General features: G+C 72.4%; 22 protein-coding genes and 1 riboswitch. Of the genes, 10 read left to right on the top strand and 12 right to left on the bottom strand.

Features of this window, described 5'->3' with window-relative positions:
* The first annotated feature begins 160 nt into the window (after positions 1-160).
* The 3 genes from ACFVZW_RS05035 to ACFVZW_RS05025 all read left to right on the top strand — a co-directional run bounded on the left by ACFVZW_RS05035 (position 161) and on the right by ACFVZW_RS05025 (position 3,157).
* The gene (locus ACFVZW_RS05035) at positions 161-1,822 is read left to right on the top strand and encodes a PucR family transcriptional regulator (RefSeq protein ID WP_384516857.1); all 1,662 of its coding nucleotides are present in this window, start codon (positions 161-163) and stop codon (positions 1,820-1,822) included.
* Positions 1,823-1,892: 70 nt separating this feature from the next.
* A complete protein-coding gene (locus ACFVZW_RS05030; protein WP_384516855.1) occupies positions 1,893-2,441 on the top strand; it encodes a cysteine hydrolase family protein in 549 nt (182 codons plus the stop codon).
* A gap of 80 nt (positions 2,442-2,521) precedes the next feature.
* Positions 2,522-3,157, top strand: coding sequence for a class I SAM-dependent methyltransferase (locus ACFVZW_RS05025; protein WP_384516852.1), 636 nt, complete (start codon positions 2,522-2,524; stop codon positions 3,155-3,157).
* Between the two features lie 41 nt (positions 3,158-3,198).
* Here ACFVZW_RS05025 and ACFVZW_RS05020 read toward each other — a convergent pair whose 3' ends face one another.
* Complete coding sequence (locus tag ACFVZW_RS05020; protein WP_384516849.1) at positions 3,199-4,776, bottom strand: hypothetical protein; 1,578 nt, start codon at positions 4,774-4,776, stop codon at positions 3,199-3,201.
* Between the two features lie 385 nt (positions 4,777-5,161).
* Here ACFVZW_RS05020 and ACFVZW_RS05015 point away from each other — a divergent pair, with 385 nt between their 5' ends.
* The 3 genes from ACFVZW_RS05015 to ACFVZW_RS05005 all read left to right on the top strand — a co-directional run bounded on the left by ACFVZW_RS05015 (position 5,162) and on the right by ACFVZW_RS05005 (position 8,059).
* On the top strand, positions 5,162-6,028 hold the full coding sequence (locus ACFVZW_RS05015; RefSeq protein WP_384516846.1) for an N-acetylmuramoyl-L-alanine amidase: 867 nt from the start codon (positions 5,162-5,164) through the stop codon (positions 6,026-6,028).
* Between the two features lie 90 nt (positions 6,029-6,118).
* Positions 6,119-6,949, top strand: a complete 831-nt coding sequence (locus ACFVZW_RS05010) for a DUF5336 domain-containing protein (RefSeq protein WP_384516843.1) — start codon at positions 6,119-6,121, stop codon at positions 6,947-6,949.
* A gap of 99 nt (positions 6,950-7,048) precedes the next feature.
* Positions 7,049-8,059 (top strand): LLM class F420-dependent oxidoreductase, encoded by a 1,011-nt coding sequence (locus ACFVZW_RS05005; protein WP_384516840.1) that lies wholly within the window; start codon positions 7,049-7,051, stop codon positions 8,057-8,059.
* A gap of 55 nt (positions 8,060-8,114) precedes the next feature.
* Here ACFVZW_RS05005 and ACFVZW_RS05000 read toward each other — a convergent pair whose 3' ends face one another.
* The 6 genes from ACFVZW_RS05000 to ACFVZW_RS04975 all read right to left on the bottom strand — a co-directional run bounded on the left by ACFVZW_RS05000 (position 8,115) and on the right by ACFVZW_RS04975 (position 13,797).
* Positions 8,115-8,657 carry a hypothetical protein gene (locus ACFVZW_RS05000; RefSeq protein WP_384516837.1) on the bottom strand — a complete coding sequence of 181 codons (543 nt, stop codon included), beginning with the start codon at positions 8,655-8,657 and terminating at the stop codon, positions 8,115-8,117.
* 196 nt (positions 8,658-8,853) lie between these two features.
* Positions 8,854-10,065, bottom strand: a complete 1,212-nt coding sequence (locus ACFVZW_RS04995) for an MFS transporter (RefSeq protein ID WP_384516834.1) — start codon at positions 10,063-10,065, stop codon at positions 8,854-8,856.
* Positions 10,066-10,158: 93 nt separating this feature from the next.
* Positions 10,159-10,284 (bottom strand): hypothetical protein, encoded by a 126-nt coding sequence (locus tag ACFVZW_RS04990; RefSeq protein ID WP_384516832.1) that lies wholly within the window; start codon positions 10,282-10,284, stop codon positions 10,159-10,161.
* 238 nt (positions 10,285-10,522) lie between these two features.
* Positions 10,523-11,599: a prenyltransferase gene (locus ACFVZW_RS04985; RefSeq protein ID WP_384516829.1), complete on the bottom strand. Its 1,077-nt coding sequence runs from the start codon at positions 11,597-11,599 to the stop codon at positions 10,523-10,525.
* A complete protein-coding gene (locus ACFVZW_RS04980) occupies positions 11,596-12,345 on the bottom strand; it encodes a class I SAM-dependent methyltransferase (RefSeq protein WP_384516826.1) in 750 nt (249 codons plus the stop codon). Before ACFVZW_RS04980 ends, ACFVZW_RS04985 begins: the two co-directional genes overlap by 4 nt.
* 108 nt (positions 12,346-12,453) lie before the next feature.
* On the bottom strand, positions 12,454-13,797 hold the full coding sequence (locus ACFVZW_RS04975; protein WP_384516823.1) for a glycosyltransferase family 4 protein: 1,344 nt from the start codon (positions 13,795-13,797) through the stop codon (positions 12,454-12,456).
* Between the two features lie 207 nt (positions 13,798-14,004).
* On the opposite strand from ACFVZW_RS04975, the gene ACFVZW_RS04970 reads away from it, so the two are divergent.
* Complete coding sequence (locus ACFVZW_RS04970; protein WP_384516820.1) at positions 14,005-14,670, top strand: TetR family transcriptional regulator; 666 nt, start codon at positions 14,005-14,007, stop codon at positions 14,668-14,670.
* An 8-nt stretch (positions 14,671-14,678) separates the two neighbouring features.
* On the opposite strand, the gene ACFVZW_RS04965 is transcribed toward ACFVZW_RS04970, so the two are convergent.
* The 4 genes from ACFVZW_RS04965 to ACFVZW_RS04950 all read right to left on the bottom strand — a co-directional run bounded on the left by ACFVZW_RS04965 (position 14,679) and on the right by ACFVZW_RS04950 (position 17,665).
* The gene (locus tag ACFVZW_RS04965; RefSeq protein ID WP_384516817.1) at positions 14,679-15,215 is read right to left on the bottom strand and encodes a hypothetical protein; all 537 of its coding nucleotides are present in this window, start codon (positions 15,213-15,215) and stop codon (positions 14,679-14,681) included.
* Positions 15,216-15,317: 102 nt separating this feature from the next.
* Positions 15,318-15,899 carry a hypothetical protein gene (locus tag ACFVZW_RS04960; RefSeq protein ID WP_384516815.1) on the bottom strand — a complete coding sequence of 194 codons (582 nt, stop codon included), beginning with the start codon at positions 15,897-15,899 and terminating at the stop codon, positions 15,318-15,320.
* Between the two features lie 63 nt (positions 15,900-15,962).
* On the bottom strand, positions 15,963-16,196 hold the full coding sequence (locus tag ACFVZW_RS04955) for a ferredoxin (RefSeq protein WP_329121100.1): 234 nt from the start codon (positions 16,194-16,196) through the stop codon (positions 15,963-15,965).
* Complete coding sequence (locus tag ACFVZW_RS04950) at positions 16,196-17,665, bottom strand: aldehyde dehydrogenase (protein WP_384516812.1); 1,470 nt, start codon at positions 17,663-17,665, stop codon at positions 16,196-16,198. Before ACFVZW_RS04950 ends, ACFVZW_RS04955 begins: the two co-directional genes overlap by 1 nt.
* Positions 17,666-17,780: 115 nt before the next feature.
* Here ACFVZW_RS04950 and ACFVZW_RS04945 point away from each other — a divergent pair, with 115 nt between their 5' ends.
* Together ACFVZW_RS04945 and ACFVZW_RS04940 are read left to right on the top strand one after the other, a co-directional pair.
* Entirely contained in the window at positions 17,781-18,296 is a 516-nt protein-coding gene (locus ACFVZW_RS04945) for a prolyl-tRNA synthetase associated domain-containing protein (protein ID WP_384516809.1), read from the top strand.
* A 158-nt stretch (positions 18,297-18,454) separates the two neighbouring features.
* Positions 18,455-19,492 carry an MBL fold metallo-hydrolase gene (locus tag ACFVZW_RS04940; protein WP_384516806.1) on the top strand — a complete coding sequence of 346 codons (1,038 nt, stop codon included), beginning with the start codon at positions 18,455-18,457 and terminating at the stop codon, positions 19,490-19,492.
* Positions 19,493-19,513: 21 nt separating this feature from the next.
* On the opposite strand, the gene ACFVZW_RS04935 is transcribed toward ACFVZW_RS04940, so the two are convergent.
* Entirely contained in the window at positions 19,514-21,121 is a 1,608-nt protein-coding gene (locus ACFVZW_RS04935; RefSeq protein ID WP_384516803.1) for a protein kinase, read from the bottom strand.
* A 180-nt stretch (positions 21,122-21,301) separates the two neighbouring features.
* Positions 21,302-21,381, top strand: a riboswitch (cobalamin riboswitch).
* 95 nt (positions 21,382-21,476) lie between these two features.
* Here ACFVZW_RS04935 and ACFVZW_RS04930 point away from each other — a divergent pair.
* Positions 21,477-22,733, top strand: a complete 1,257-nt coding sequence (locus ACFVZW_RS04930) for a prenyltransferase/squalene oxidase repeat-containing protein (protein ID WP_384516800.1) — start codon at positions 21,477-21,479, stop codon at positions 22,731-22,733.
* Positions 22,734-22,797 lie beyond the last annotated feature (64 nt).

Raw genomic sequence — 22,797 nt, 5'->3', positions numbered from 1 at the left:
CGAGCGATCGAGCGGACGCGGCAGTCACCGATCCCCCAGAACCGGCTTCTCCATCGCCTGTGGACCACCGTGCTTTCCCACCGCCGCACAGCTGTGACCTGCGCAGACTCACGCCATTGACAGCGGAGTGGCCTGGTGGGGGCGTGAGAAGGTGGCGACCATGCGGATACGCGAACTCCTGGACGAACTGGGGCTGTTCCTGCTCGTGGACCGGGACGCCGACGACAGTGCTCTCGATCGAGAGGTACGCGCCGTCCTGACCACCGACCTGGCCGACCCGGGTCGCTTCCTCGCCGGCGGCGAACTCGTCCTCACCGGGCTCGCCTGGTGGCGGGAGGACGGAGACGCCGAGTCGTTCGTGCGCATCCTCGGCCGAGCGGGCGTCACGGTCCTCGCCGCCGGCGAAGCCGAACACGGGCTCGTCCCGGACGACCTCGTGCACGCCTGCCGACGCCACGGCCTTCCACTCGTCGCCGTGAACCCGGACATATCGTTCAGCGCGATCACCGAACACGTCCTGCGTCGTCTGCAACCCCGGCACGTCGGCAGCCTCGCCGCCGTGGTCGAACGCCATCGACGGCTCCTCACCGGGCAGGGCGGCCCGGAAGCCGTACTGGAGCTCCTGCAGCACAGCCTCGGCCTCGACGCGCACGTCCTGTCCCCGACCGGGCGCCGGATCGCCGGGGCCCACCCTCCGCTCCGCGCCAGGACGGCGGTGGCGCTGGCCGGGAGGTACCTCGCCGCGCGCCGCTCACGCGAGGCGGCTCCCCATGGGGTCACGATCGGGGATCGGCACTACTCGCTCGTGCCGGTACGCGGCACCACGGACCCGGCGACGCCGTCGACCACACCGGGGGAGGCGGCCGAGCTGGGCGACTGGCTGCTCGTCGTGCCGGCCGACGCGGCGCACCGGCCCGCGGCGGACGGGGAACTCCTCGACCGGATCGTCGAGCTGGCCGTCGACGCGCGATCCGCACACGAGCGGACGAAGGTCGCGCTGAACGACCTGGCCCGTCAACTCCTCGACCTGCTGCACGGCAGCGTCCCACCCGCCGAGATCCCCGTCCGGCTGAGCAGCACCGCGCAGGCCGTCGTCAGCCGGAAGGACACCTGGCAGCGCTGCCAGTTCGTGGTTGCCGAAGGGGAGTGGCGCGGCACCGGCCCCATCCCCGCCTCGGCCCTACGCGTCCTGCTGGAGGAGGCCCTGGTCCAAGCGGACGGCCCCGTGCCGGTCTCGTCGCAGGACATCGCCGCCACCGTCGACGACGAGCAGGCCGTACTCTTCGTCCGGGTGCCCGAGCCCGCGGACGGACTGCCGGAACCGGCCATCGACCGCGTCGCCCTGCAGCAGAGGCTCGCCGCGGCGCTCACGCGCTGGCTCGGCCCCACGGGCAGCCTCTCCATCGGTGTCAGCGCTCCGGTGGCAGCGCCCGAGCACGCACGCCGAGCGCTCGACACGGCCCGCACCGCGCTGCGGATCGCCCATGACCACCGGGACCGAGTGGCCGTGCGCGGCCCTGACGACCTCACCTCGCACATCCTGACGCTGCTGCCGCTCATCCCGGCCGAGACCCGGCGAGCCTTCTCCTCCCGTCTGCTCGGCCCCCTGCGTGATCACGACAGCCGCCACCGGACCGACCTTTTGCCCACGCTGGAGAGGTTCCTCGAGTGCGACGCCTCCTGGACCACATGCGCCGCCCAACTCCACCTGCACGTCAACTCGTTGCGACACCGCATCGCCCGCATCGAGCAGATCACCGGCCGGGACCTGGCCCGGCTGGAGACCCGGCTGGACTTCCTCGCGGCCCTCAAGGCCGGCTGAGCGTCCGGTGCATGTCCCGCCTCCTGCCGAACCACTCCGGACAGGCCGCCCGGGCCGCTACCGTGGCCGTATGCCGAACGCCTCCGCGCTTCTCGTCATCGACATGCAGAACGCCCTGATGGCCATCGCCCACCGCCCCGCCGAGACCGTCGCCGCCATCGCGGGACTGCGGGCCCGGGCCAAGGCGGCCGGAGCGCCGATCGTGACCCTCCAGCACCAGGACGACACCGAACTGCCGGCCGGTACCGAAGGATGGCGGATCGTGGCCGACCTCGAACCCGGACCCGACGAGACCGTCGTCCCGAAGAACAGCGCCGACAGCTTCCTGGACACCGGCCTCGACGCGACCCTGCGGAAGCTGGGCGTCACCGAGGTCGTCGTCACCGGCTTCGCCACCGAGATGTGCGTCGACACGACGGCCCGGCAGGCGCTGAGCCACCGCTACGACCTGGTGCTCGTCGAGGACGGCCACACCACGTCCCTGCGCCCCGACGGCGGCGGCCCGTTCGTCCCGGCCGACCAGTCGATCGCCCACCACAACGAGATCTTCCGCCACATCCGCTTCGCGGGCCGCCGCACCCGCGTCCTGCGCGCGGCCGAGGTGGACTTCTCCGCCTGACGGGAAGCGGGTGTGGTTCGCGTGCGGGGCGTAGGGCACCATGGCTGCCCGTACGTGCGTACCGACCAGTAGGAGCATCCATGCCCGCGCCCGAGATCCTCGCCGCCTTCGAGGCCGCCAAGGGCTTCATGCCCCTCGACGAGGGGCGCGCGCTGCATGCCGCCGCCACCGAGGCCGCGAAGCTCGGGCTGCCGCTCCTCGAGGTCGGCACCTACTGCGGGCGCTCCACCATCCTGCTGGCGGACGTGGCCCGGGAGGCCGGGACGATCGCGGTGACGGTGGACCACCACCGGGGCAGCGAGGAGCAGCAGCCGGGGTGGGAGTACCACGACCCGACCGTCGTGGACCCCGAGGTCGGCCTGATGGACACCCTGCCGGCCTTCCGCCGGACGCTGCGCAAGGCAGGTCTGGAGGAGCACGTCATCGCGGTCGTCGGGCGGTCTCCCCAGGTGGCGAAGGTGTGGGCGGGCGAGCTGGGGTTCGTCTTCATCGACGGCGGTCACACGGACGAGCACGCGACGGCGGACTACGAGGGGTGGGCACCGAAGGTCGCCGAGGGCGGCCTCCTCGTCATCCACGACGTCTTCCCGAACCCGGAGGACGGCGGCCAGGCGCCGTACCGCATCTACCTCCGGGCCCTGGAGTCCGGCGACTTCGAGGAGGTCTCGGTGACCGACTCCCTCCGCGTCCTGAGGCGCGCGGCCCGCGCGGCCTGAGGCCGCGCGCTCCGCGCGCCCCCTCCCGCGCGGCCCGGCCGCTAGAAGCCGTATCCCGAGGTCACGTACAGGCAGTTCGTGTAGCTGTAGCCCGGTTCGACCTTGGCCGTGCTCGCCTTGTCCGCCGCGGACGCGGAGCCCGTCGCCCTGGACCGCTTCTGGAGGAAGTGGTAGTTGCCCGCGGGCAGCAGGAGCGTCGCCTTCGGGTACTTCGACGACGGTCCCGAGCACGCCTTGGTCTTCGGCGGATTGAGGGCGAGGCTGCCGGGATAGGCCGTGCAGGTGGCGCACGCCTTGAGGGTGACGCGGCCGGTGATCGGTCCGGTGTAGAGGAGTTCGACCTCTCCCGGGCCGTCGTTGCTGACGACCATCACCATCCGGGAGCCGCCGGGAGCCGTGGCCGGGGGCAGCTGCTTCCCGGCCGCCGGGGCCTCGTCGGCGATCTCGGCGGCGATGGCGATGCTCCGCGCGTGCCCGGCCTGCGGGCTGCTCGGGTGGTCCTTGGCGTACTGCGTCATCGTCTCGACGGCCTGTGTGTACTCCTTGTCCTTGAACTGATCGACCCCGCAGGCGAAGTCGCCCTTCCGCACCGCCTCGCCGTGCTGCTGCGAGACAGCGGCGAAGCTCACCTTGGGCAGCAGGTCGACCGTGGTGCCGTAGCGCCGCAGTTCGGCCACTCCGGCGCACGGGTCGGCGGAGCCCGAGATCGCGGCGGAGCGGGTCCTGATGCCCTCCGCGACCTTGGGCTCGACCTGCCGCGCGTACGACGACTCGGGGAAGGTCGACAGGAGCGCGTTCAGATGCTCACCGGCCGCCGTCTCGACACCCGCGACGCCGAGTCCGCCGATCCCGCACTCGTACCAGGAGTGGGCGAGCGGGTCGTCGGCCTTGCCGATCAGCCCGTCGAGCAGGCCGCGGTCCACCGTCTCCGGCAGGGCGCGCAGATGCTTGAGGGCCGGGACGGCCTCGCAGTACTTCTTCTGCTCGTACGGCGCGGACACCGCCTGGTAGTAGTCCCCGAGCCGGTCGGGGACGAGCCGGCCCGCCCGCGAGCCGGCGTGCTCGGTGCCGAGGTCCTGGTAGACGGCGAGCGCCTTGCGGTAGGTGTGCTCGGCTCCGCCGAAGCTCTGGCCCGCCACGGACTTCACCTGGGTGTCGGCCGCGGCGAGGCGGTCCAGGAGCGACTGCTCCACGGCCTCGTCGCGGGCCACGCCGTAGGCGACCGAGCCGCCCACCGGCACGGCGAGCAGGACGAGCGCCAAGGCCAGCGGGAGCGCGAGGCGCCGGGGCACGGTGCTCGATCCGGCGCCGAGGGCGAGCGGGGCGCGCAGCCCGCGCCGGGCGCCGTCGGCGGCCGCGGCCAGCAGGAACACGCCGTACCCGGCGAGGAGGCCGGTGGGGACGCCGTCCACGTCGGCGGGGAGTGCGACCAGGAGCAGGACGGCCGTGGCGGCCCAGCAGACGGCGGCGAGGACCCACTGCTTGAGCAGTGCGTACCCGAGCCCCAGGCAGGACAGATTGAGCAGCCCGACCAGGACGGCCTGCGCCGGGTTCGATTCGGGCGGCGGCCCGGGCGGTCCGGGGTCCGGCGCCGGCACCCCGTAGGAGTGCGGCGGCATTGCGGGCGGCTGCGCGGGCGGCGGCGGTAACGCCGCCCCCGACCACGGCCCCTGTCCGGCTTGCTGCCCGGCCCCGGCGGGTGTGCCCGAGGCCCCGGGCGTCCCCGGCGCCCCGTACGCCCAAGGCGTCTCCGACACCCCGGGCCATGGCGGCTCCCCCGGACGTCCCGGCTGGGTCGGCTCCGCGGGCCCTCCCGGCAGCGTCGGCTCACCCGGCCCACCCGACGGACGTGCGTCGTTCGGCTCTTCCCCCGCCACAGTGCCCCCCGTGGTCCGTGCGCGGTGCCCCTCACCACGCACTTACCTCCTCATACCCGCCACAGTCCCTTCACAGTCGCCCCGCGTCGACGGACTGTTCGGCGGCGCCTCCCATTAGAGTCGCAAGGTGCCGTACGCCCATCGGAAGATCCCCGCCCGCGCGAGCGCCCTCGCCGGCGCCCTCGCAGCCTGCGCCGTGCTCGCCGGCTGCGGCGGGGCGTCGCAGCCTCCCAAGGCCGCCAACGCGAAGGCGACGAGCTCCCCCACGCCCGCCCCCACGGCCACCCCCGAGCCCACGCGGGACAAGCCCCAGGCCGCCCGGCCGCTCTCCGGACGCACGGTGGTCATCGACCCCGGCCACAATCCGGGCAATTCCCAGCACTCTCGGGAAATCAACCAAAAGGTTGATATCGGCACAACACGCAAGGAATGCGACACCACCGGCACTTCCACGAACACCGGTTACACAGAAGCCGCATTCACCCTCGATGTTTCACACCGCGTACGCGATCTCCTCCAGTCGCAGGGGGCGCATGTCGTCCTCACACACGACGCTGACCGCCCCTACGGCCCCTGCATCGACGAGCGCGCGCGGGCCGGCAACGAGGCGCACGCCGACGCCGTCGTCTCGGTGCATGCCGACGGCTCCGGCACCGGCAACCGCGGATTCCATGTGATCCTGCCCGCACGCGTCGGCTCCGGCGCCGCAAACACCTCGAAGATCGTCGGCCCCTCCCGTACGCTCGGCGAGGCGATCGCCCGCCACTTCGCTCTCGCGACCGGCACCGCGCCCGCCAACTACCTCGGCTCCGGCGGCGGGTTGGACGTGCGCAAGGATCTCGGGGGGCTCAATCTCTCAACCGTTCCCAAGGTCTTCGTCGAATGCGGCAATATGCGTGATCCGAAGGATGCCGCACTCCTCACGGATGCGGCGTGGCGGCAGAAAGCGGCGCAAGGGATCGCGGACGGCATCGGGACCTACCTCAAGGGGTAGAACCCGCGGGCGATAGATTCGCTCCGTACGATGGGGCCGCCCCCGTGCTTCGCGCCACCCCGACGAGACGACCCGACGAAGGACTCTTACGTGAATATCCGCTCCCTCACTCGAGGCGATGGCGTGCTGATCGGTGCAGCGGTGGTGCTGTTCATCGCCTCGTTCCTCAGCACCAGCAGCTGCGAGGGCAGCTTCTGTGCGAACGTCGACTCCCCGAACTCCTGGGAGTTCTCCCCGCTCGGCTGGGGTGTCTTCCTTCTCGGCATCGCGGGCGCCGCCCTGGTCGTCCTCTCCCACGCGCTGCCGCAGCCGCGCAAGGTCGTCGGTCTCGAGCTGGGCCAGGTCGGTGTCGCGTTCACCGTGGCCACGGCCTGGAACCTGCTGATGTGGATCTTCGAGTCGGAGAACTCCGGCGCGGGCCTGATCCTCGGCCTGATCGCCTCGCTGGTCCTGGCCGGCGCCGCTGTCGCCGCGCCGCTGGTCCCGGCCCTGAAGGCCCCGTTGGCCGGCGCCCCGCGTCCGCAGACCCCGCAGCCGTACGGCGTCCAGCCGGGTCAGCCCGGTCAGCCGGGCGTTCCCGGTGGCTACGGCTACCCGGGCGCCCAGCAGCAGCCGTTCGGCGCGCAGCCCCAGCCGTACCCCGGCCAGCCGCAGCCCGACCCGCAGGCCGCCGCCCCGGCCGCCCCGCAGCCGACGCAGGCGCAGGCCCAGGCGCCCGCGGGCGACTTCGCACCGTTCTGGTTCGCGGTCCCGGTGGCCCGCCCGCTGTACGCGGAGGACGGCTCGCCGACCCCGATCGCGGAACTGGCCCCCGGCACCTGGTACCTGGCCGTCGAGCAGCGTGGTCCGGGCCTGATCGCCCAGACCCAGGACGGCCGCCGCGGCGTCCTCCAGGACACCACCGGCATCCAGCGCGGCTGAGCGTTCCACTCCAGCGGCCCCTCGCCCTTCCGGGCGGGGGGCCGCTGTCGTACAGTCCCGGGGAACTGATCTGACGGATCGTCAGGAAGGCGGCGCGCCATGCGTCTCGGACTCGCCCTCGGCTACTGGGGACGCGGCCCCTCGCCCGCGCACCTCGAACTCGCCCGGGAGGCCGAGCGGCTCGGGTACGACTCCGTGTGGACGGCCGAGGCGTGGGGGTCCGACGCGTTCACCGCGCTGACCTGGATCGCCGCGCACACCTCGCGCATCAGGCTCGGGACCGCCGTCGCGCAGATGGCCGCCCGGACGCCCACCGCCACCGCCATGCACGCGCTCACGCTCGACCATCTCTCCGGCGGCCGGATGATGCTCGGGCTCGGGCTCTCCGGGCCGCAGGTCGTCGAGGGGTGGTACGGGCGGCCGTTTCCGCGCAGTCCGCTGACCGCGACCCGCGAGTACGTGGACGTGATCCGCCAAGTGCTGCGGCGCGAGGGGCCCGTCGCGCTCGACGGGCGCTTCCACTCCCATCCGTACACCGGGGCGGACGGCACCGGACTCGGGAAGGCCCTCAAGCCGATCACCCACCCCCTCCGGGCGGATCTGCCCGTGCTGCTCGGCGCCGAAGGGCCGAAGAACATCGCCCAGACGCTCCGGATCGCCGACGGCTGGCTGCCGCTCTACTGGTCGCCGACCCGCTACGCGGAGGTCTACGCGCTCCCCGAGCGGCTGCCGGAGTCCTTCCTCGTCGCCCCCATGGTCCGCGCCCAGCTCTGCGACGACCCGGTCGAGGGGCTACTGCCCGTCAAGGCGATGCTCGGCTTCTACATCGGCGGCATGGGGCACACCGCCCGGAACTTCCACGCCGATCTGATGGCGCGCATGGGGTACGAGTCCGAGGCCCGGCACATCCAGGAGCTGTTCGCCGCCGGGCGGCGCGAGGAGGCCGTGCTCGCCGTGCCGGACGCCTTCGCGGACGAGATCTCGCTCGTCGGGCCCAGGGAACGGATCGCCGAACGGCTGGAGGCATGGCGGAAGGGGCCGGTCACGGACCTGCTGGTCACGGCCCCGGACCTCGCCACGTTGAGACTGCTCGCGGAGCTCAACCCGTAGTCCGCGGCACCCCTTCCACCCTCCGGCCCTCGGCGCCGCGGCGCCGTGGGCGGTCTCACCCGCCCAGCTGGGACGTGCTGGGCACCTTGTCGGTCACCACGGCGCCCGCGCTCTTCCCGGCATCCTTCACGTCGTTGATGACGTCCTCGAACGCCCCGACGTCCGCCTCGCTCGCCTCGCCCTTACGGAGCTTGGTACCGAGGTCCTTCAGCTTGTCGATGCCCGCCGTCAGCGGCGCGACCGCCTTCGAGAGCAGCTCGTCGCCCTTCGCGTTGTTCACCGCCGCCTTGAGCCGGTTGTACGCGAACGCTCCCGCGAGACCCGCCTTGACCAGCGCGAACTTCTGGCCGTCGGCGCCCTTCTTGAACTTGCCCTCGCGGTACGGCTTGACGATCCACTGGTACGTCGCGCCGGCCGCCAGACCCGCGTTGGCGACGAACCGGGTCTTGGCGAGCCGCTGCTGCTCGACCGTTCCGGACGGCGACGCGACTCCGCTCGCGCTCTCGTCGTCGCCGCCGCAGGCGGCGGTCGTCAGGAGCAGGGCGCAGGACAGGAAGACCGCCACGACTCCGCGGCGTATCGGAACGGGACTGGGCACGACGTGACCTCCCTCGGGGCTTCGGCCTCAGCCTCGCGTCGGCCCCACGGCTCCGCCACTCGGGCGACTCCGTCCGGGCGATGGGCCCCGTTCCGGGGCCCGGGCCGGTGGCGCGGGGTCCGGTGCCGGGTTCGGTACGGGTCTCATGCGGAGTCCGGCGCGGGGCTCGGTGCGACGGTCATCGTCGTGGCCCCCTTCACGGGCGCTTGATGAGGAGGGCGCCGGCGCGGAGCCAGACGAGCGAGGCGAGGGCGAGGATCCCACCGACCAGAAAGACCGGCCGGACGCCGATGGGCAGGGCGAGTCCGCCGATGACCGTGCCGAGACCGATGCCGAGGTAGATGCCGGAGGAGTTGAGCGACACCACGAGAGCCGCCTCCTGCGGGGCGGCGGAGATCAGGCGGTGCTGCTGCGGGGGCGTCTGGCACCAACTGCTCGCTCCCCAGGCCAGGGCGAGCACTCCGACCAGGACGGGGAGGTGCGGAGACGTTCCGGCGAGCCAGGCCAGGATGCCGAAGGTGGCGGCCATGACGGCATAGCCGACGGTGAGTACACGGACGGAGCCGACCCGGTCGGTGGCCTGTCCGGCGACGAAGTTGCCGACGACGGCGCCCACTCCGTACAGGAAGAGCATCAGCACCACGCCGGACTGCGGCACACCGACGGCCTTCAGGGCTGGCACGCTGTAGGCGTACGCGGTGTAGCAGGCGGCCATGCCGAGGACGGTCAGCGGCAGCACGCCGATCACTCCGGGCCTGCGCAGGACGGCGAGCCGCGTGGCGAGCGGGACTCGGGGGCCGCCGGGCAGATGCGGCATGACGAGCAGGACGCCGAGCGCGCAGACAAGGCCGAGTGCGGCGACGGCACCGAGCGCGACACGCCAACTCGTCCACTGCGAGGCGGCGTTGCCGAGCGGGACGCCGAGCGCCGTGGCGATGGTGAGGCCGCCGATCACGACCGCGAGGGCGCGGGCGCGCAGTTCGGGGCGGACGAGGGCTGCGCTGACGGCGCCGGCGTTGGGTGTGTACGCGGCGGCACCGGCCGCCGCGAGGACCCGGCTGACCAGCAGCGTGGGGTAGTCCTGGGCGAGCGCGGAGAGCAGGTTGGCCAGGGCGAGGACGACCAGTGCCGACACGAGCAGGGTGCGTCGCGGGATGCGCGCGGTGAGGGTGGCGAGGACGGGCGAGAGGACCGCGTAGGCCGCGGCGAAGAGGGTGACGGACTGGCCCGCCGCGGACGTGGACACGTCCAGCGACTGGGCCATGGAGGGCAGGAAGCCGGCCACGACGAAGGCGTCGGTGCCGACGGCGAAGGTGCCGAGCGCGAGGACGAAGGTGGGGCCGAGTCCTCGGCTTCCCGCCTCCTGGTCCGGCGGGTTCTTCCGTTCCTTATTCAGGATAGTTCTCATCTCGAATCTCCCGCTGGGAGGGTCAGGTCAAGGTCGGGGGCGAGTCGGGGCGAGGGCCGCCTGATGAGCCCACGCCGGAAGTGCTCGCGAGACTCAGGTGGAGATGCGGTCGTAACTCCTGCGGATCCTGCGCGGCGTGGCGGCCGGGGCGGATGCCATCAGATCGGCAAGGGTCTGGCCGGCGAGTTCACGTCGCCATGCCATCTCGGCCCGGCGCATCACGGTGGCGATGCCGCACGGTCGCAGGGACTCGGATGCGGGGATCTCCGCACCGCCCGCCCCCCCGCTGCCTCAACTTGGAGCAGCGGAAGAGTTCGTCTCGGCCCTCCAGGGCCGAGACGATGTAATCCTGGATCCTAACTATCCAGGTTCTGTCGGCGCCAGTCACCCGCGCCCCGACCGGCCCCGTGGAAAGGGCCGTCCGGCCATGTGAACCCGGCCGGCCCGAAGAGCACGACTACCCGCAGCAGTCGGGCTCCAGGCCCCTCGGCAGCCGTTCCCCGCCGAAGACCGCCACAGTCGCCTCGTCGCCGCCGAGCGCCGCCACGGCGAGCAGCAGGGAGCCGGCGGTCCAGGTCGTGAGCTCCTCGGGCCACACGGCCTTGTCGCCCTCGAAGACGTACCCCGTCCAGTACATGCCGCCCTCGGCGCGCAGGTGCTCGATGGACTGGAGGATCTCCAGGGCCCGGTCGGACTCCCCCATCGCCCAGAGGGCCAGGGCCAGTTCGCAGCTCTCGCCGCCGGTGACCCACGGGTTGGGCAGCACGCACCGCACGCCGAGCCCGGGGACCACGAACTCGTCCCAGTGCGCGTCGATACGGGCCTTCGCCGCCGCGCCCGCCACCGCACCGCCGAGGACCGGGTAGTACCAGTCCATCGAGTAGCGGGACTTGTCGAGGAAGCGCTCGGGGTGGTTGCGGATCGCGTGGCCGAGCGCGCCGGCGGCGAGCTCCCAGTCCGGCTGGGGCTCCTCGCGGGCCTCGGCGATGGCGAGCGCGCAGCGCAGCGCGTGGTGGATGGAGGAACTCCCGGTGAGGAGCGCGTCGTTCACCGGCGTGCCGTCCTCCTCGCGCTTCCAGCCGATCTGCCCGCCGGGCTGCTGGAGGCCGAGGACGAACTCGACGGCGGCGTAGACGACCGGCCACATCCGGTCGAGGAAGGCGTCGTCGCCGGTGGCGAGGTGGTGGTGCCAGACGCCGACGGCGACGTAGGCGACGAAGTTGGTCTCCCGGCCCCGGTCGGTGACGTCCGTGTGGTCGCCGTCCTGGTAGGCCGCGTACCAGGAGCCGTCGGCGTTCTGGTGGCGGGCCAGCCATTCGTAGGCGCGGGCGGCGGCGGCATGCTCGCCGGCGGTGTCCAGGGCCATGGCGGCCTCGGTGTGGTCCCACGGGTCGAGGTGGTGGCCCCGGAACCACGGGATGGCGCCGTCCTCGCGCTGGACGGCGAGTATCCCGGCGACGGTCTCGGCGGCCTGCTCGGCGGTGAGGACCCCGGGCAGGAGCAGGTGTTCCGCGATCTGCTCGGGAGAGGTCACTTGGCGTCCGCCGTGCGCGTGGCGTCCACGGGCAGGTGCGGCTTGGTCGCGTACGCCACGAAGCTCTTGCCGACGACCGGGTTGAGCAGCTGCTCGGCGACCCGGGTGAGGGCGGGCTTCTTCATGATGTCCCAGACCAGGAGCTTGTGGTACGCCCGCACCGGCAGCGCCTTGTCGTTGTCCACGCCGAAGGCGCACTTCAGCCACCAGTACGGCGAGTGCAGCGCATGCGCGTGGTGGGTGCCGTACGGCTTGAGGCCGGCCTGGCGCATCTTGGCCAGGAGCTCGTCCGCCTTGTAGATGCGGATGTGGCCGCCCTCGACCTCGTGGTACGCGTCGGAGAGCGCCCAGCAGATCTTCTCGGGGCCGTAGCGCGGGACGGTGACGGCGATCCGGCCGCCGGGCTTGAGCACCCGGACCATCTCGGCGAGGACACCCTTGTCGTCCGGGATGTGCTCCATGACCTCGGAGATGATCACGACGTCGAACGACTCGTCGGGGAACGGCAGGTTCAGCGCGTCGCCCTCCATCGCGGTGGCGGTCGCGCCGGCCGGGGCCTCGCCGGCCTCCTTCATCGCCGCGAACCACTTGGCGACCTCGCGGATCTCCTCGCCGTTCTGGTCGAGGGCCACGACCTGGGCGCCGCGCCGGTAGCACTCGAAGGCGTGCCGGCCCGCACCGCAGCCCAGGTCGAGCACGCGGTCGCCGGGGGCGAGCGGGAAGCGGGTGAAGTCGACGGTCAGCACGGGGTCTGCCCTTCCGGATGGGTGGTGGTGCGGGGGTGGAGGCGGCGAAGCGGAGAGGCGGTCACCTGAGGGCGGTCCCGTCGGGTCCCTGATGACGCCGGAAGGCGGTCACGTACGGGCTCTCTGCCGGGCGGCGCTCCCCCGCGAGGCGATGGCCTCGCGGTACAGGTCGGCGGTGCCCTGGGCGGCCCGCGCCCAGGTGAAGTTGGCGAGGACCCGGGCCCGCCCCGCGGCGCCCAGCCGGGCCCGCAGGTCCGCGTCGCCGAGCACCCGGCCGAGGGCGGCCGCCAGGGCGCCCGCGTCGCCGGGCGGCACGGCCAGGCAGGTCTCGCCGTCACGGCCGGCGACCTCGGGGATCGCGCCGCCGGTGGTGGCGACGAGGGGGGTCCCGGTGGCCATGGCCTCGGCGGCCGGCAGCGAGAACCCCTCGTACAGCGAGGGCACGCAGGAGACCTGGGCGGAGCGCACGAGGTCGACGAGCTCGGCGTCCGAGATGCCCTTGACGAACTCGACGGCGTCCTCGAGTCCGTACCGTTCGATGGCCTGCGCGACCGGCCCGTCCTCGGCGCGCCTGCCGACGACGACGAGGTGGGCGGCCGGGTTCTCGGTACGGAGCTTGGCGAGGGCCTCGACGAGATGGATGAGGCCCTTGAGCGGGACGTCGGCGCTGGAGGTGGTGACGATCCGGCCGGGGATCTCGGCCACGGACGGGTCGGGGGACCACAGCTCGGTGTCGGCGCCGATGTGGACGACGCGGATGCGGTCGTCGCGGACGCCGAGGTGCTCGACGATCTCCTGCCGGGAGGTGCCGGAGACGGTCAGTACGGACGGCATGCGGCGGGCGACCCGCTTCTGCATCCGGGTGAAGGCGTACCAGCGGCGGACGGAGGCGCGGCGCTTCCAGTCGGCGGCGGCGTCGAGTTCGAGCTGCCGGTCGACGGTGATGGGGTGGTGGATCGTGGTGACGAGCGGGGCGCCGAGCGCCTTGGGGCCGCCGAGGAGCCCGTACCCGAGGGTCTGGTTGTCGTGGACGACGTCGAAGTCCCCGCGGCGGGCGGCGAGCATCCGCCGGGCGCGCAGGGAGAAGGTGAGGGGCTCGGGGAAGCCGCCGGTCCACATGGTGGCGACCTCGAGCGCGTCGATCCAGTCGCGGTACTCGTCCCGCTTCGGGGTACGGAAGGGGTCCGGCGAGCGGTAGAGGTCGAGGCTGGCGATCTCGGTGAGGGGGACGCCCTCGTCGAGGGTGGGGTACGGCTGCGAGCCGATGACCTCGACGTGGTGCCCGAGGCGCGCGAGCTCGCGGGAGAGATGCCGGACGTAGACGCCCTGGCCGCCGCAGAACGGGTTCCCCTTGTACGTGAGGAGAGCGATCCGCAACGGACTGTCACCGTCGGTGGGGGCATCTGGGGCGGTGCCCCGGCGGGGGCCTGCCTCTATGGCCTCAGCGGTCACTCGCGGCCCCCTTCGAGCTTGCGTTTCGCGGGAGCGTAACCGCTCGCGCTAATCTAGAACAAGTTTCAGACTTGATCGTTCTTGATCGTTCAAGGAGCACAGAATCTACCGGCAGGTAGCCCCGTCGTAAGAGCCGGATCAGGTGATTCGCGCCACGGCCGGAGCCCCGCCATACTGTCGCTCCCCCACCGCACGGAACGGGACCTCATGACGTCGGAAGACAGACCCGCCTCGCCGCCCCTGACAGAGCGCCAGGAGGCGCGTCGTCGCCGCATCCTGCACGCCAGCGCGCAGCTCGCCGGGCGGGGCGGATTCGACGCCGTACAGATGCGTGAGGTCGCCGAGGCGGCCGGGGTGGCGCTCGGCACGCTGTACCGCTACTTCCCCTCCAAGATCCATCTGCTGGTCGCGACGATGCAGGACCAGCTCCAGCACATGCACACGACCCTGCGGAAGCGTCCGCCGGCGGGCGAGAGCTCGGCGGAGCGGGTCGCGGAGACGCTGATGCGGGCCTTCCGGGCGCTCCAGCGGGAGCCGCAGTTGGCGGATGCGATGGTGCGGGCGCTGACGTTCGCGGACCGGAGCGTGAGCCCCGAGGTGGACACGGTCTCGCGGCTGACGACGGCGATCATCCTGGACGCGATGGGTCTGGAGCACCCGACGCCGCAGCAGCTGTCGGCGGTGCGGGTGATCGAGCACACCTGGCACTCGGCTCTGATCACCTGGCTGTCGGGACGGGCCTCCATCGCCCAGGTGAAGATCGACATCGAGACGGTCTGCCGGCTGATCGACCTGACCGCGCCGAACGCGCCCGCGACCGCGCGACCCGTGCCCACCGCGTCCGCGGCCCCGGAGGGCCGCGGGACGGTGTGAGTGAGCCGTTACGGCTTCTTGCTCTTCTCCAGGTCGGCCTTGAACAGCGCCTCGCACGCCGCGGTGTTGTCCGTGCCGATGAACATCACGATCGAGAAGCCCGCGGCGCCGTGGTTGCTGGCCTTGAGCGACCAGGTGCCCTTGTTCAGCGTCTTGATGGTGGACCCGGCCTGCTCCGTGCCCTGGCCTTCCTTCCAGCCGCCGCCGGACAGCGTCTTCACCGTGGCGTCGTAGGACTTCTTCGGGTCGGCGACCTTCTTCGTGTCGGCCGTCCAGGAGACCATGCAGTCCTTGAGCTCCGCCGGGACGTCCTCGCCCGAGGCGTCCTGGATGAAGCCCGCCGCCGTGGCGGCGGCCTCGATCTCCTTCTCCACCGCGGCCGCGTCCGGGCTGTCGCCGCCGCCGGCCTCCGAACCCCCGGTGGTGGAACCGGAGGTGCTGGAGGACGAGCCGCCCTTGTTCTTGCCCGAGCCGCCCTCGCCACCGCAACCCGCGACCAGCAGCACCACACCGGCGGCCGCGGCCACCAACTTCGCCTTGCGCACGACTCTCCCAAACCTGGGTGCACGCGGGCCTGTTGCCCCCGTGATCAGGTGAAGATTTTTGCACGTGAGAACGGTTGGCCGAAGCACCTCCGGCCCACACCGCTACTCGTCGGCGCTCATCATCGACTTCCACTCCGCTTCGGTGAACTTGTTCATGCAGGCGTCCTCCGTCGCCTGGAAGGACACCGTCTCCAGCGCTCCCGTGCCATGGCGGCCCATCAGCGACCAGCCGGACTTCTCGAGCCAGATGGTGACCAGGGCGCCCTCCTTCCCGAGCTCGTCCGCGCGCCGGTCCGTCGTCACCCGCCAGCCACGCTCCTTCAGTTCGGCGAGGGTGGCGTCGAACTTCGCCCGGGGATCGCCGCCTTCGCCCACCTCCCGGCCGACGCCCATCCAGTGGGCCGAGCAGGCCGCGGCCCGCGCCTTGAGCCTGTCCTTCTCCGTGGCCCCGGCCGGGGTGGTGGACGGCAGCGGCTCGGGCCGTCCGGACGCCGGCAGACCGGCGGCGGAGGTGGCCGCGTCGATGTCGGCCTGCGACTCGGCCCTGCCGAACCCCTTGCCCGGAGAGGACGCCGAGGCAGAGGACCCGGGCGGCCCGACCTCCTCCGCCGCGCCGCAGCCCGTCATCGACATCGCCAGAATCGCCGCCGCCCCGCAGACGGTCGCCCGCCAGGTCCTTCGCATGTGTCCCACCCCTGTCGTCCGTGTGCCGGAGGAGTGTCACACACGCCCCGGAATGCCGGGACATCACTCCTCGGGCGGGAAGACCGGCTCCCCGCCGTCGAGGAGGGTGATCAGGATGGCCTCCACCGGGCATCCCTCGGCCGCCGCGAGCACCTTCTCGTTCGCGTCCGACTCCGGTTCGCGCGGGTGGGACTGCCGGGCCGTGTCGAGGCGGAAGCCGTCCGGGGCGTGGTTCACGCACATGCCGGAGCCGATGCACACCCCCCGGTCGACCTCGACGTGCCAGCGGTCGCCCATCAGGCGCCACCCTGCCCCTCGTAACCGGCCGGCAGGTGGATCATCTTGTGCTCCAGGTACTCGCCGAAGCCCTCCGGGCCGAACTCCCGTCCCAGGCCGGAGTTCTTGTAGCCGCCGAACGGCCCCAGCATGTCCAGGCTGAAGGTGTTCACGTTGAACGTGCCCGTCCGCACCTGCCGGGCGAAGTCGATGCCGTGCTCCACGTCCCCGGTCCAGACGCTGCCGCTGAGCCCGTAGTCGGAGTCGTCGGCGATCCGGAGCGCCTCGCTCTCGTCCCCGTACGGAAGGAGACAGATGACCGGCCCGAAGATCTCCTCGCGGGCGATCCGCATCGTGTTGTCGACGCCCCCGAAGAGGGTCGGCTCGACGTACCATCCGCGGTCGAGGCCGGCCGGACGGCCGCCGCCCGAAAGGATCTTGGCGCCTTCCGCCTGGCCGATCCCGATGTAGTCGAGCGAGCGCTGCTGCTGCCTCCTGGCCACCAGCGGACCGACCTGGGTCGCCGGGTCGAGCGGGTCGCCGACCACGAGCGCGCCCGCGGCGGCGGCGAACGCCTCGGCGATCTCGTCGTACCGGCTGCGCGGGGCGAGGATGCGGGTCTGCGCGACGCACGCCTGGCCGTTGTTCATCCAGGCGGCCGGGACGATGCCGGCGACCGCCGTCGCCACGTCGGCGTCGGGCAGGATCACGGCCGCGGACTTGCCGCCGAGTTCGAGGGTGACGCGGGTGAGGTTGCGGGAGGCGACCTCCATCACGCGCTTTCCGGCCGCGACCGATCCGGTGAAGGAGACCTTGTCGATGCCCGGGTGCCCCACCAGGTACTCGCTGACCTCCCGGTCGGCGGGCAGGATGGAAAGGACGCCCTCCGGCAGCCCGGCCTCGGTCGCGATCTCGGCGAGGATGTACGAGTCCAGCGGGGACTCGGGGGACGGCTTGAGGACCACGGTGCAGCCGGCGAGGAGCGCGGGTCCGAGCTTGGCGGCGGCGGTGAACTGCGGGACGTTCCACGGCACGACCGCCGCGACCACGCCCACCGGCTCACGCCGCACGAGGATCGGCCCGAGGACACCGGCGCGGCGGGTCTCGTACGGATAGTCGCGCGCGACGGTGATGGCCGCGTCCCACACCATCATCGCGCCGAGCGCCTGGGCGAGGACGCTCCAGGAGTACGGGGAGCCGTTCTGCGCGCTGATCGAGCGGGCGATCTCCTCGTGGCGTACGGCGATGGCGTCCTTGATGCGGGTGACGACCTCGATCCGCTCCTCGACGCTCATCCGGGGCCAGGGACCGCGGTCGAAGGCCGCGCGCGCGGCGGCGACGGCCCGGTCGACATCGGCCTCGGAGGCATGCGGCACCCGGCCGATGACCTCCTCGGTGTGGGGCGAGATCACCTCGATGACGTCGGCGCCGAGCGGATCGGTCAACTCCCCGCCGATGAACAGCTTTCCGTGCTCCACAAGCTCGGTCATGACCGACTGCCTCCCGGAACCCGCGATGTTTCTGACTGTGTATCAGAACTGATATCAGTTCTAGTTATCGTGGGCAATGCCCAGGCCCCCGCCACCCATGAAGGAAGATGGCGGGATGACGATGCGCGACCCGGACCAGGCTGAAGCCGTGCTGTCGGCGCGGTTGGACGAGCTGGGCATCGCCTGGACGAGCGAGCGGCACGCTCCCGTGTTCACCGTCGAGCAGGCGCGGAGTCTGGGGACACGGCTCGGTGGCGGCGGCACGAAGAACCTCTTCCTCCGGGACCGCCGGAAACGGCTCGTCCTGCTCGTGGCGGACGAGGACACCCCCGTCGACCTCAAGGCCCTGGCCGCCGAGTGGGGCGTGGGACGGCTGTCCTTCGCCCGCCCCGAGGCTCTCGCGGATGCCCTCGGCGTGACACCCGGGGCGGTATCCCCGTTCGCCCTGATGAACGCCGCCCCGGGAACGATCCGGGTGGTCGTGGATGCCCGGTTGGCCGAGCACAAGCTCCTGCTCTTCCATCCGCTGCGCAACGACGCGACGACCGCGGTCTCCCCGGAAGGTCCGCTCGCCTTCCTCCGGGCCTGCGGCCACGAGCCCGAGGTCCGTACCCTCGGCGCCCCCGGCTGAACGGCGGGGCCGCGCGCCACGCGGCGGGACAGCCCGATCGCAGGCCGGATGCGTGCCGAAGTCAATGCGACACAGGACACTCTGACGGATCGTCAGTTCTCGTTATAGTGGGCCCCAGGTCGAGCAAGCGCCTTGCCGTCGCTGAGAGATGAGGGCCCATGAGCCAGGTGACCGAACACGGCGGGGGCGTCTGGTCGATCCAGGTCCCCATCCCCGACAACCCGCTCGGCCACACCCTGGTCCACGTCCTCGACACCGATCGCGGCCCCGTGCTGATCGACACCGGCTGGGACGACCCCGCCTCCTGGACCGAACTGTCCGACGGTCTCGCCGCGTTGGGCACTTCCGTACGGGACGTCCACGGGGTGGTCATCACCCACCACCACCCCGATCACCACGGTCTGTCGGGGCAGGTCCGCGAGGCGTCCGGCGCGTGGATCGCGATGCACGCCGCCGACACCGCCGTCGTCCGCCGCACCCGCGAGTCCGAGCCCGCCACCTGGCTGGAGTACCTCGCCCGCAAACTGACCACCGTCGGCGCCCCCGAGGAACACATCGCCCCGCTCCTCGCCGCCCGCTCGGGCGGCCGGACCCGGACGCTGCCCGGACTCCGCTCGGCCGTCCCCGACCGCGAGATCGTCCCCGGTGAGCTCCTCGACCTCGCCGGACGGCGACTGCGCGCGATCTGGACCCCCGGCCACACCCCCGGCCATGTCTGCCTCCACCTGGAGGAGGAGCACCCCGCCCGGCTGCCCGGCCACGGCCGGCTCTTCTCCGGCGACCATCTGCTGCCCGGGATCTCCCCGCACATCGGTCTGTACGAGGACCCGGACGATGCCACCGTCACCGACCCGCTGGGCGACTACCTGGACTCCCTGGAGCGGATCGGCAGGCTCGGCGTCGCCGAGGTGCTCCCCGCCCACCAGTACGCCTTCGCGGACGCGGCCGGCCGGGTACGGGAGCTGCTCGACCACCACGAGGAGCGGCTGACCGGGCTCCTCGGCCTGCTGGCCACCCCGCTCACGCCGTGGCAGCTCGCCGAGCGCATGGAGTGGAACAGGCCCTGGGAGCAGATCCCGTACGGCTCCAGGAACATCGCGGTCAGCGAGGCCGAGGCCCATGTGCGACGCCTGGTGAAGCTGGGCCGGGCGGAGGCCGCGGAGGGCACCGACCCGGTGGCGTACGTGGCGGTCTGACGTTCATGTGCGGAGGCGGGATCAGGCCTTGGCGATCCGGATGCAGGACATCACCAGGATCAACGGAGCGGTGCCGCCGCCGAGGATGATCACGGGGACAGCGACCCACATCAGGAAGGGCTCGCCGCCGTCGTAGTCCGTGCCGTTGTACACGAACACGAACCACAGGACGTGCAGGGTCGTCACCACGCACAGCGCGATCCAGTAGACGCCGACCCCGGCCGCCCACAGCCGGACCCTGCCGGGCGGAACGGTCACCAGACGCCGCCGGTAGAGGTGGAGACCCACCATCGCCGCGAACAGGAGAAGCGTGCCGGGGACGCGCCACCAGTCGTTCATCGCCCACTGGTAGGGGCCCTGCTGCTGGTCCGAGAGCGACGGGGACCGGACCGCCCGGTCCATGAGGTCGATCCCGCCGATGAGGAAGGCGAACATCGGCAGCAGGAAGAACAGTCCGTACAGCGGTCTGCCCAGCCCCGTCGTCAGGGCTTTGACGGCACGCAGGCGGGCGAGCGGGCGTCCCGACTCGGCCCGGGCGCGCGGCACGCTCGCCGTCCCGGTCCTGCTCCTCGCGCGCCCCGGGAGGACCGCCGTGGGAGGCGGGGTGTGCGGGGGCAGGACGGTGGTGACCGCCTCCTTCCCTTCGACGACCGCCTCCTTCCCCTCCAGGGCCGACTCCGTCCCCTCCGCCGGCGCGGCCGTCGGCACCTCGGCCGCCGTGAGCAGTTCCGCCTCGGGCTCCTCCTCCGCCTCCGCGTTGAGCAGCTCCTCCGCCTTCTGCGCGATGGCGGCGACGACCGGCGCCGGCAGCCAGGCCCCCTGCGCGGCCCGATGCCCGTCGGCGACCGCGGCGAGCTCGGCGACCGTCGGACGGTCCTCGGGCCGCTTGGCCAGACACTCCCGCGCGAGCTCCCCGAAGCGGCCCCCGACCCCGTCGAGGTCCGGCTCGTGGTGCACGAGCCGGTAGAGCAGCTCGGCCACCGATCCGCCGCCGAACGGGCCGCGCCCGGTCGCCGCGAAGGCGAGGACCGCGCCGAGGGAGAAGACGTCCGCGGCCGAGCCGATGGTCCTGCCCTCCGCCTGCTCGGGCGACATGTAGCCGGGCGAGCCGACCACGAGACCCGTCCCGGTCAGCGCCGTCTCGTCGGCCGAACGCGCGATGCCGAAGTCGATGAGCAGGGGTCCGGACTGCGAGAGCAGGACATTGGACGGTTTGACGTCCCGGTGCACCAGGCCCGCGCGGTGCACGCCGTCGAGGGCGTGGGCGAGTCCGGAGAGAAGTCGCCACAAGGCGTCCTGGGGCAGCGGCCCGTGCGCGATCACGGCCTCGGAGAGCGCGGGCCCGGGGACGTATGCGGTGGCCAGCCAGGGCACCGTCGCCTCGGGGTCGGCGTCCAGGACGGGCACCGTCCCCGCTCCCCGTAACGACTGGGCGGCCCTGACCTCGCGGGCGAACCGCTTGCGGAAGCCGGCGTCACCGGCCAGCGCGCCGTGGACGACCTTGAGGGCGACCGTCCGCCCGCCCGGCGAGCGGCCCAGGTAGACGCAGCCCATGCCGCCTTCCCCCAGGCGGTACAGCAACCGGTACGCCCCGACCCGGCGCGGATCGGTCTCGGTCAACGGCCGCATTCAGCCCACCCCCGTGAGACGCCGTCCACGTCGCACACGTGAACAGCGGTCACGTGAGCAGCAGTCAGCATGGCACAGCCTCCGGGGGCCCGTGCAGGCTCCGTGTGAGGCGCCTCGCACCCACCGGTCGCAAGGTGTACGGGCCGGTAGAGTGTGCAAGTCGTCATCATGCCCGTACGGGGGGAAGCCGGTGCAATTCCGGCACTGACCCGCAACCGTGAACCGTCGCCTCAAGCCGTCGACGGTGAGTCGGAATGCCCCGTCGGGACGTGACCGCCGGCACCGTCGAGGAATACGGAGCCGAGCCTGGTGCCTTGTGCGTGCCGGTGCCCGGCCGCAGGAGAGGCCAGCACGCATGACCACCGTCCGCCGCGGCGCCGCCGCGTTCGCCACCGCCGCCGTGCTCTGCACCGCGCTGGCCCCCGCCGCGTCCGCCGCGCCCTCTCCGACCCCCACGCCCGCACCGGTGATCCCCGCCGGTCTCTACGGCACGAAGGACCCGACGTACGACGGTGTCTGGCGCCAGTCGGTCGCCTTCATCGCGCAGCGGATCAGTGGTGTGCAGCCCTCCGAGCAGGCCGTGACCTGGCTGAAGGGGCAGCAGTGCGAGAGCGGCGCGTTCTCCTCGTACCGGCCGGACCCCGCCAAGCCGTGCACCCCGGCCACGATGCTGGACACCAACGCCACGGCCGTCGCCCTCCACGCCCTCACCGCCGTGCGGGCGCAGAGCGCCGACCCGGAGGCGGTGTCCAAGGCAGTCAAGGCGGGCTCGGGCTGGCTGAAGGGCATCCAGAACAAGGACGGCGGCTGGGGCTACAACCCCGGCAGCCCCAGCGACGCCAACTCGACCTCCATCGTGGTCAGCGCGCTCGCCGCCCTGGGCGACAAGCCGGGCGAGGTGAAGTCGGTCGAGGGCCGGACGCCGTACGACGCGCTGCTCACCTTCGCGACCCCCTGTTCCACGAAGGACGGCCCGGGTGCCTTCGCGTACCAGCCGGACAAGGACGGGCGGCTGTTCGCGAACGCCGACGCCACCGCGGCCGCCACCATCGCCGGTCTCGGCAAGGGCATCACCGCCGGCGGTGTGAAGCCCGCGCAGTCCCCGACCTGCAAGGACCTGCCGAAGCCCACCGCCGAGCGGGCCGCGCTCAACGGCTCCTCCTATCTGGCCGGCGCGCTCGCGCGGACCGGTCACCTGAACACCCCGCCGATGCCCGGCGCCACCGACCCGACCGAGCTGCCCGACTTCGGCAACACCGCCGACGCCGTCGTCGCGCTCGCCGCGACCGGCGCCACCAAGGAGGCGACCGGGGCGCTGACCTGGCTGCAGCAGAACTCCGCGACCTGGGCCAGGGAGAGCGGCCCGGCCGCCTGGGCGCAGCTGGTCTTCGCCGCGAACGCGATGGGTGTCGACCCGCGTGCCTTCGGCTCGACCGACCTCGTCAAGGAGCTGAACGCCACCGGCCCCGCGCCGCAGAGCATGCCGTCCGCGAGCGCTTCGCCGAGCGAAGGGGACGGGGACTCCGGCTCCTTCGACCTGTGGTGGATCATCGGCATCGGCATGGTGGTCGGTGTCGGGATCGGCTTCCTGCTGAGCGGGCGCAAGAAGTGAGGACGCCCCGGCTCCGGACGCCCCGGCGTCTCGGCGCCGTGGCCGGAGCTTCCGGTCGCCGCGC

Source organism: Streptomyces sp. NPDC059567 (assembly GCF_042735655.1).
GTDB lineage: Bacteria > Actinomycetota > Actinomycetes > Streptomycetales > Streptomycetaceae > Streptomyces.
The sequence above is the reverse complement of the archived record's forward strand: the minus strand, read 5'-3'. Positions and strand labels throughout refer to the sequence as shown.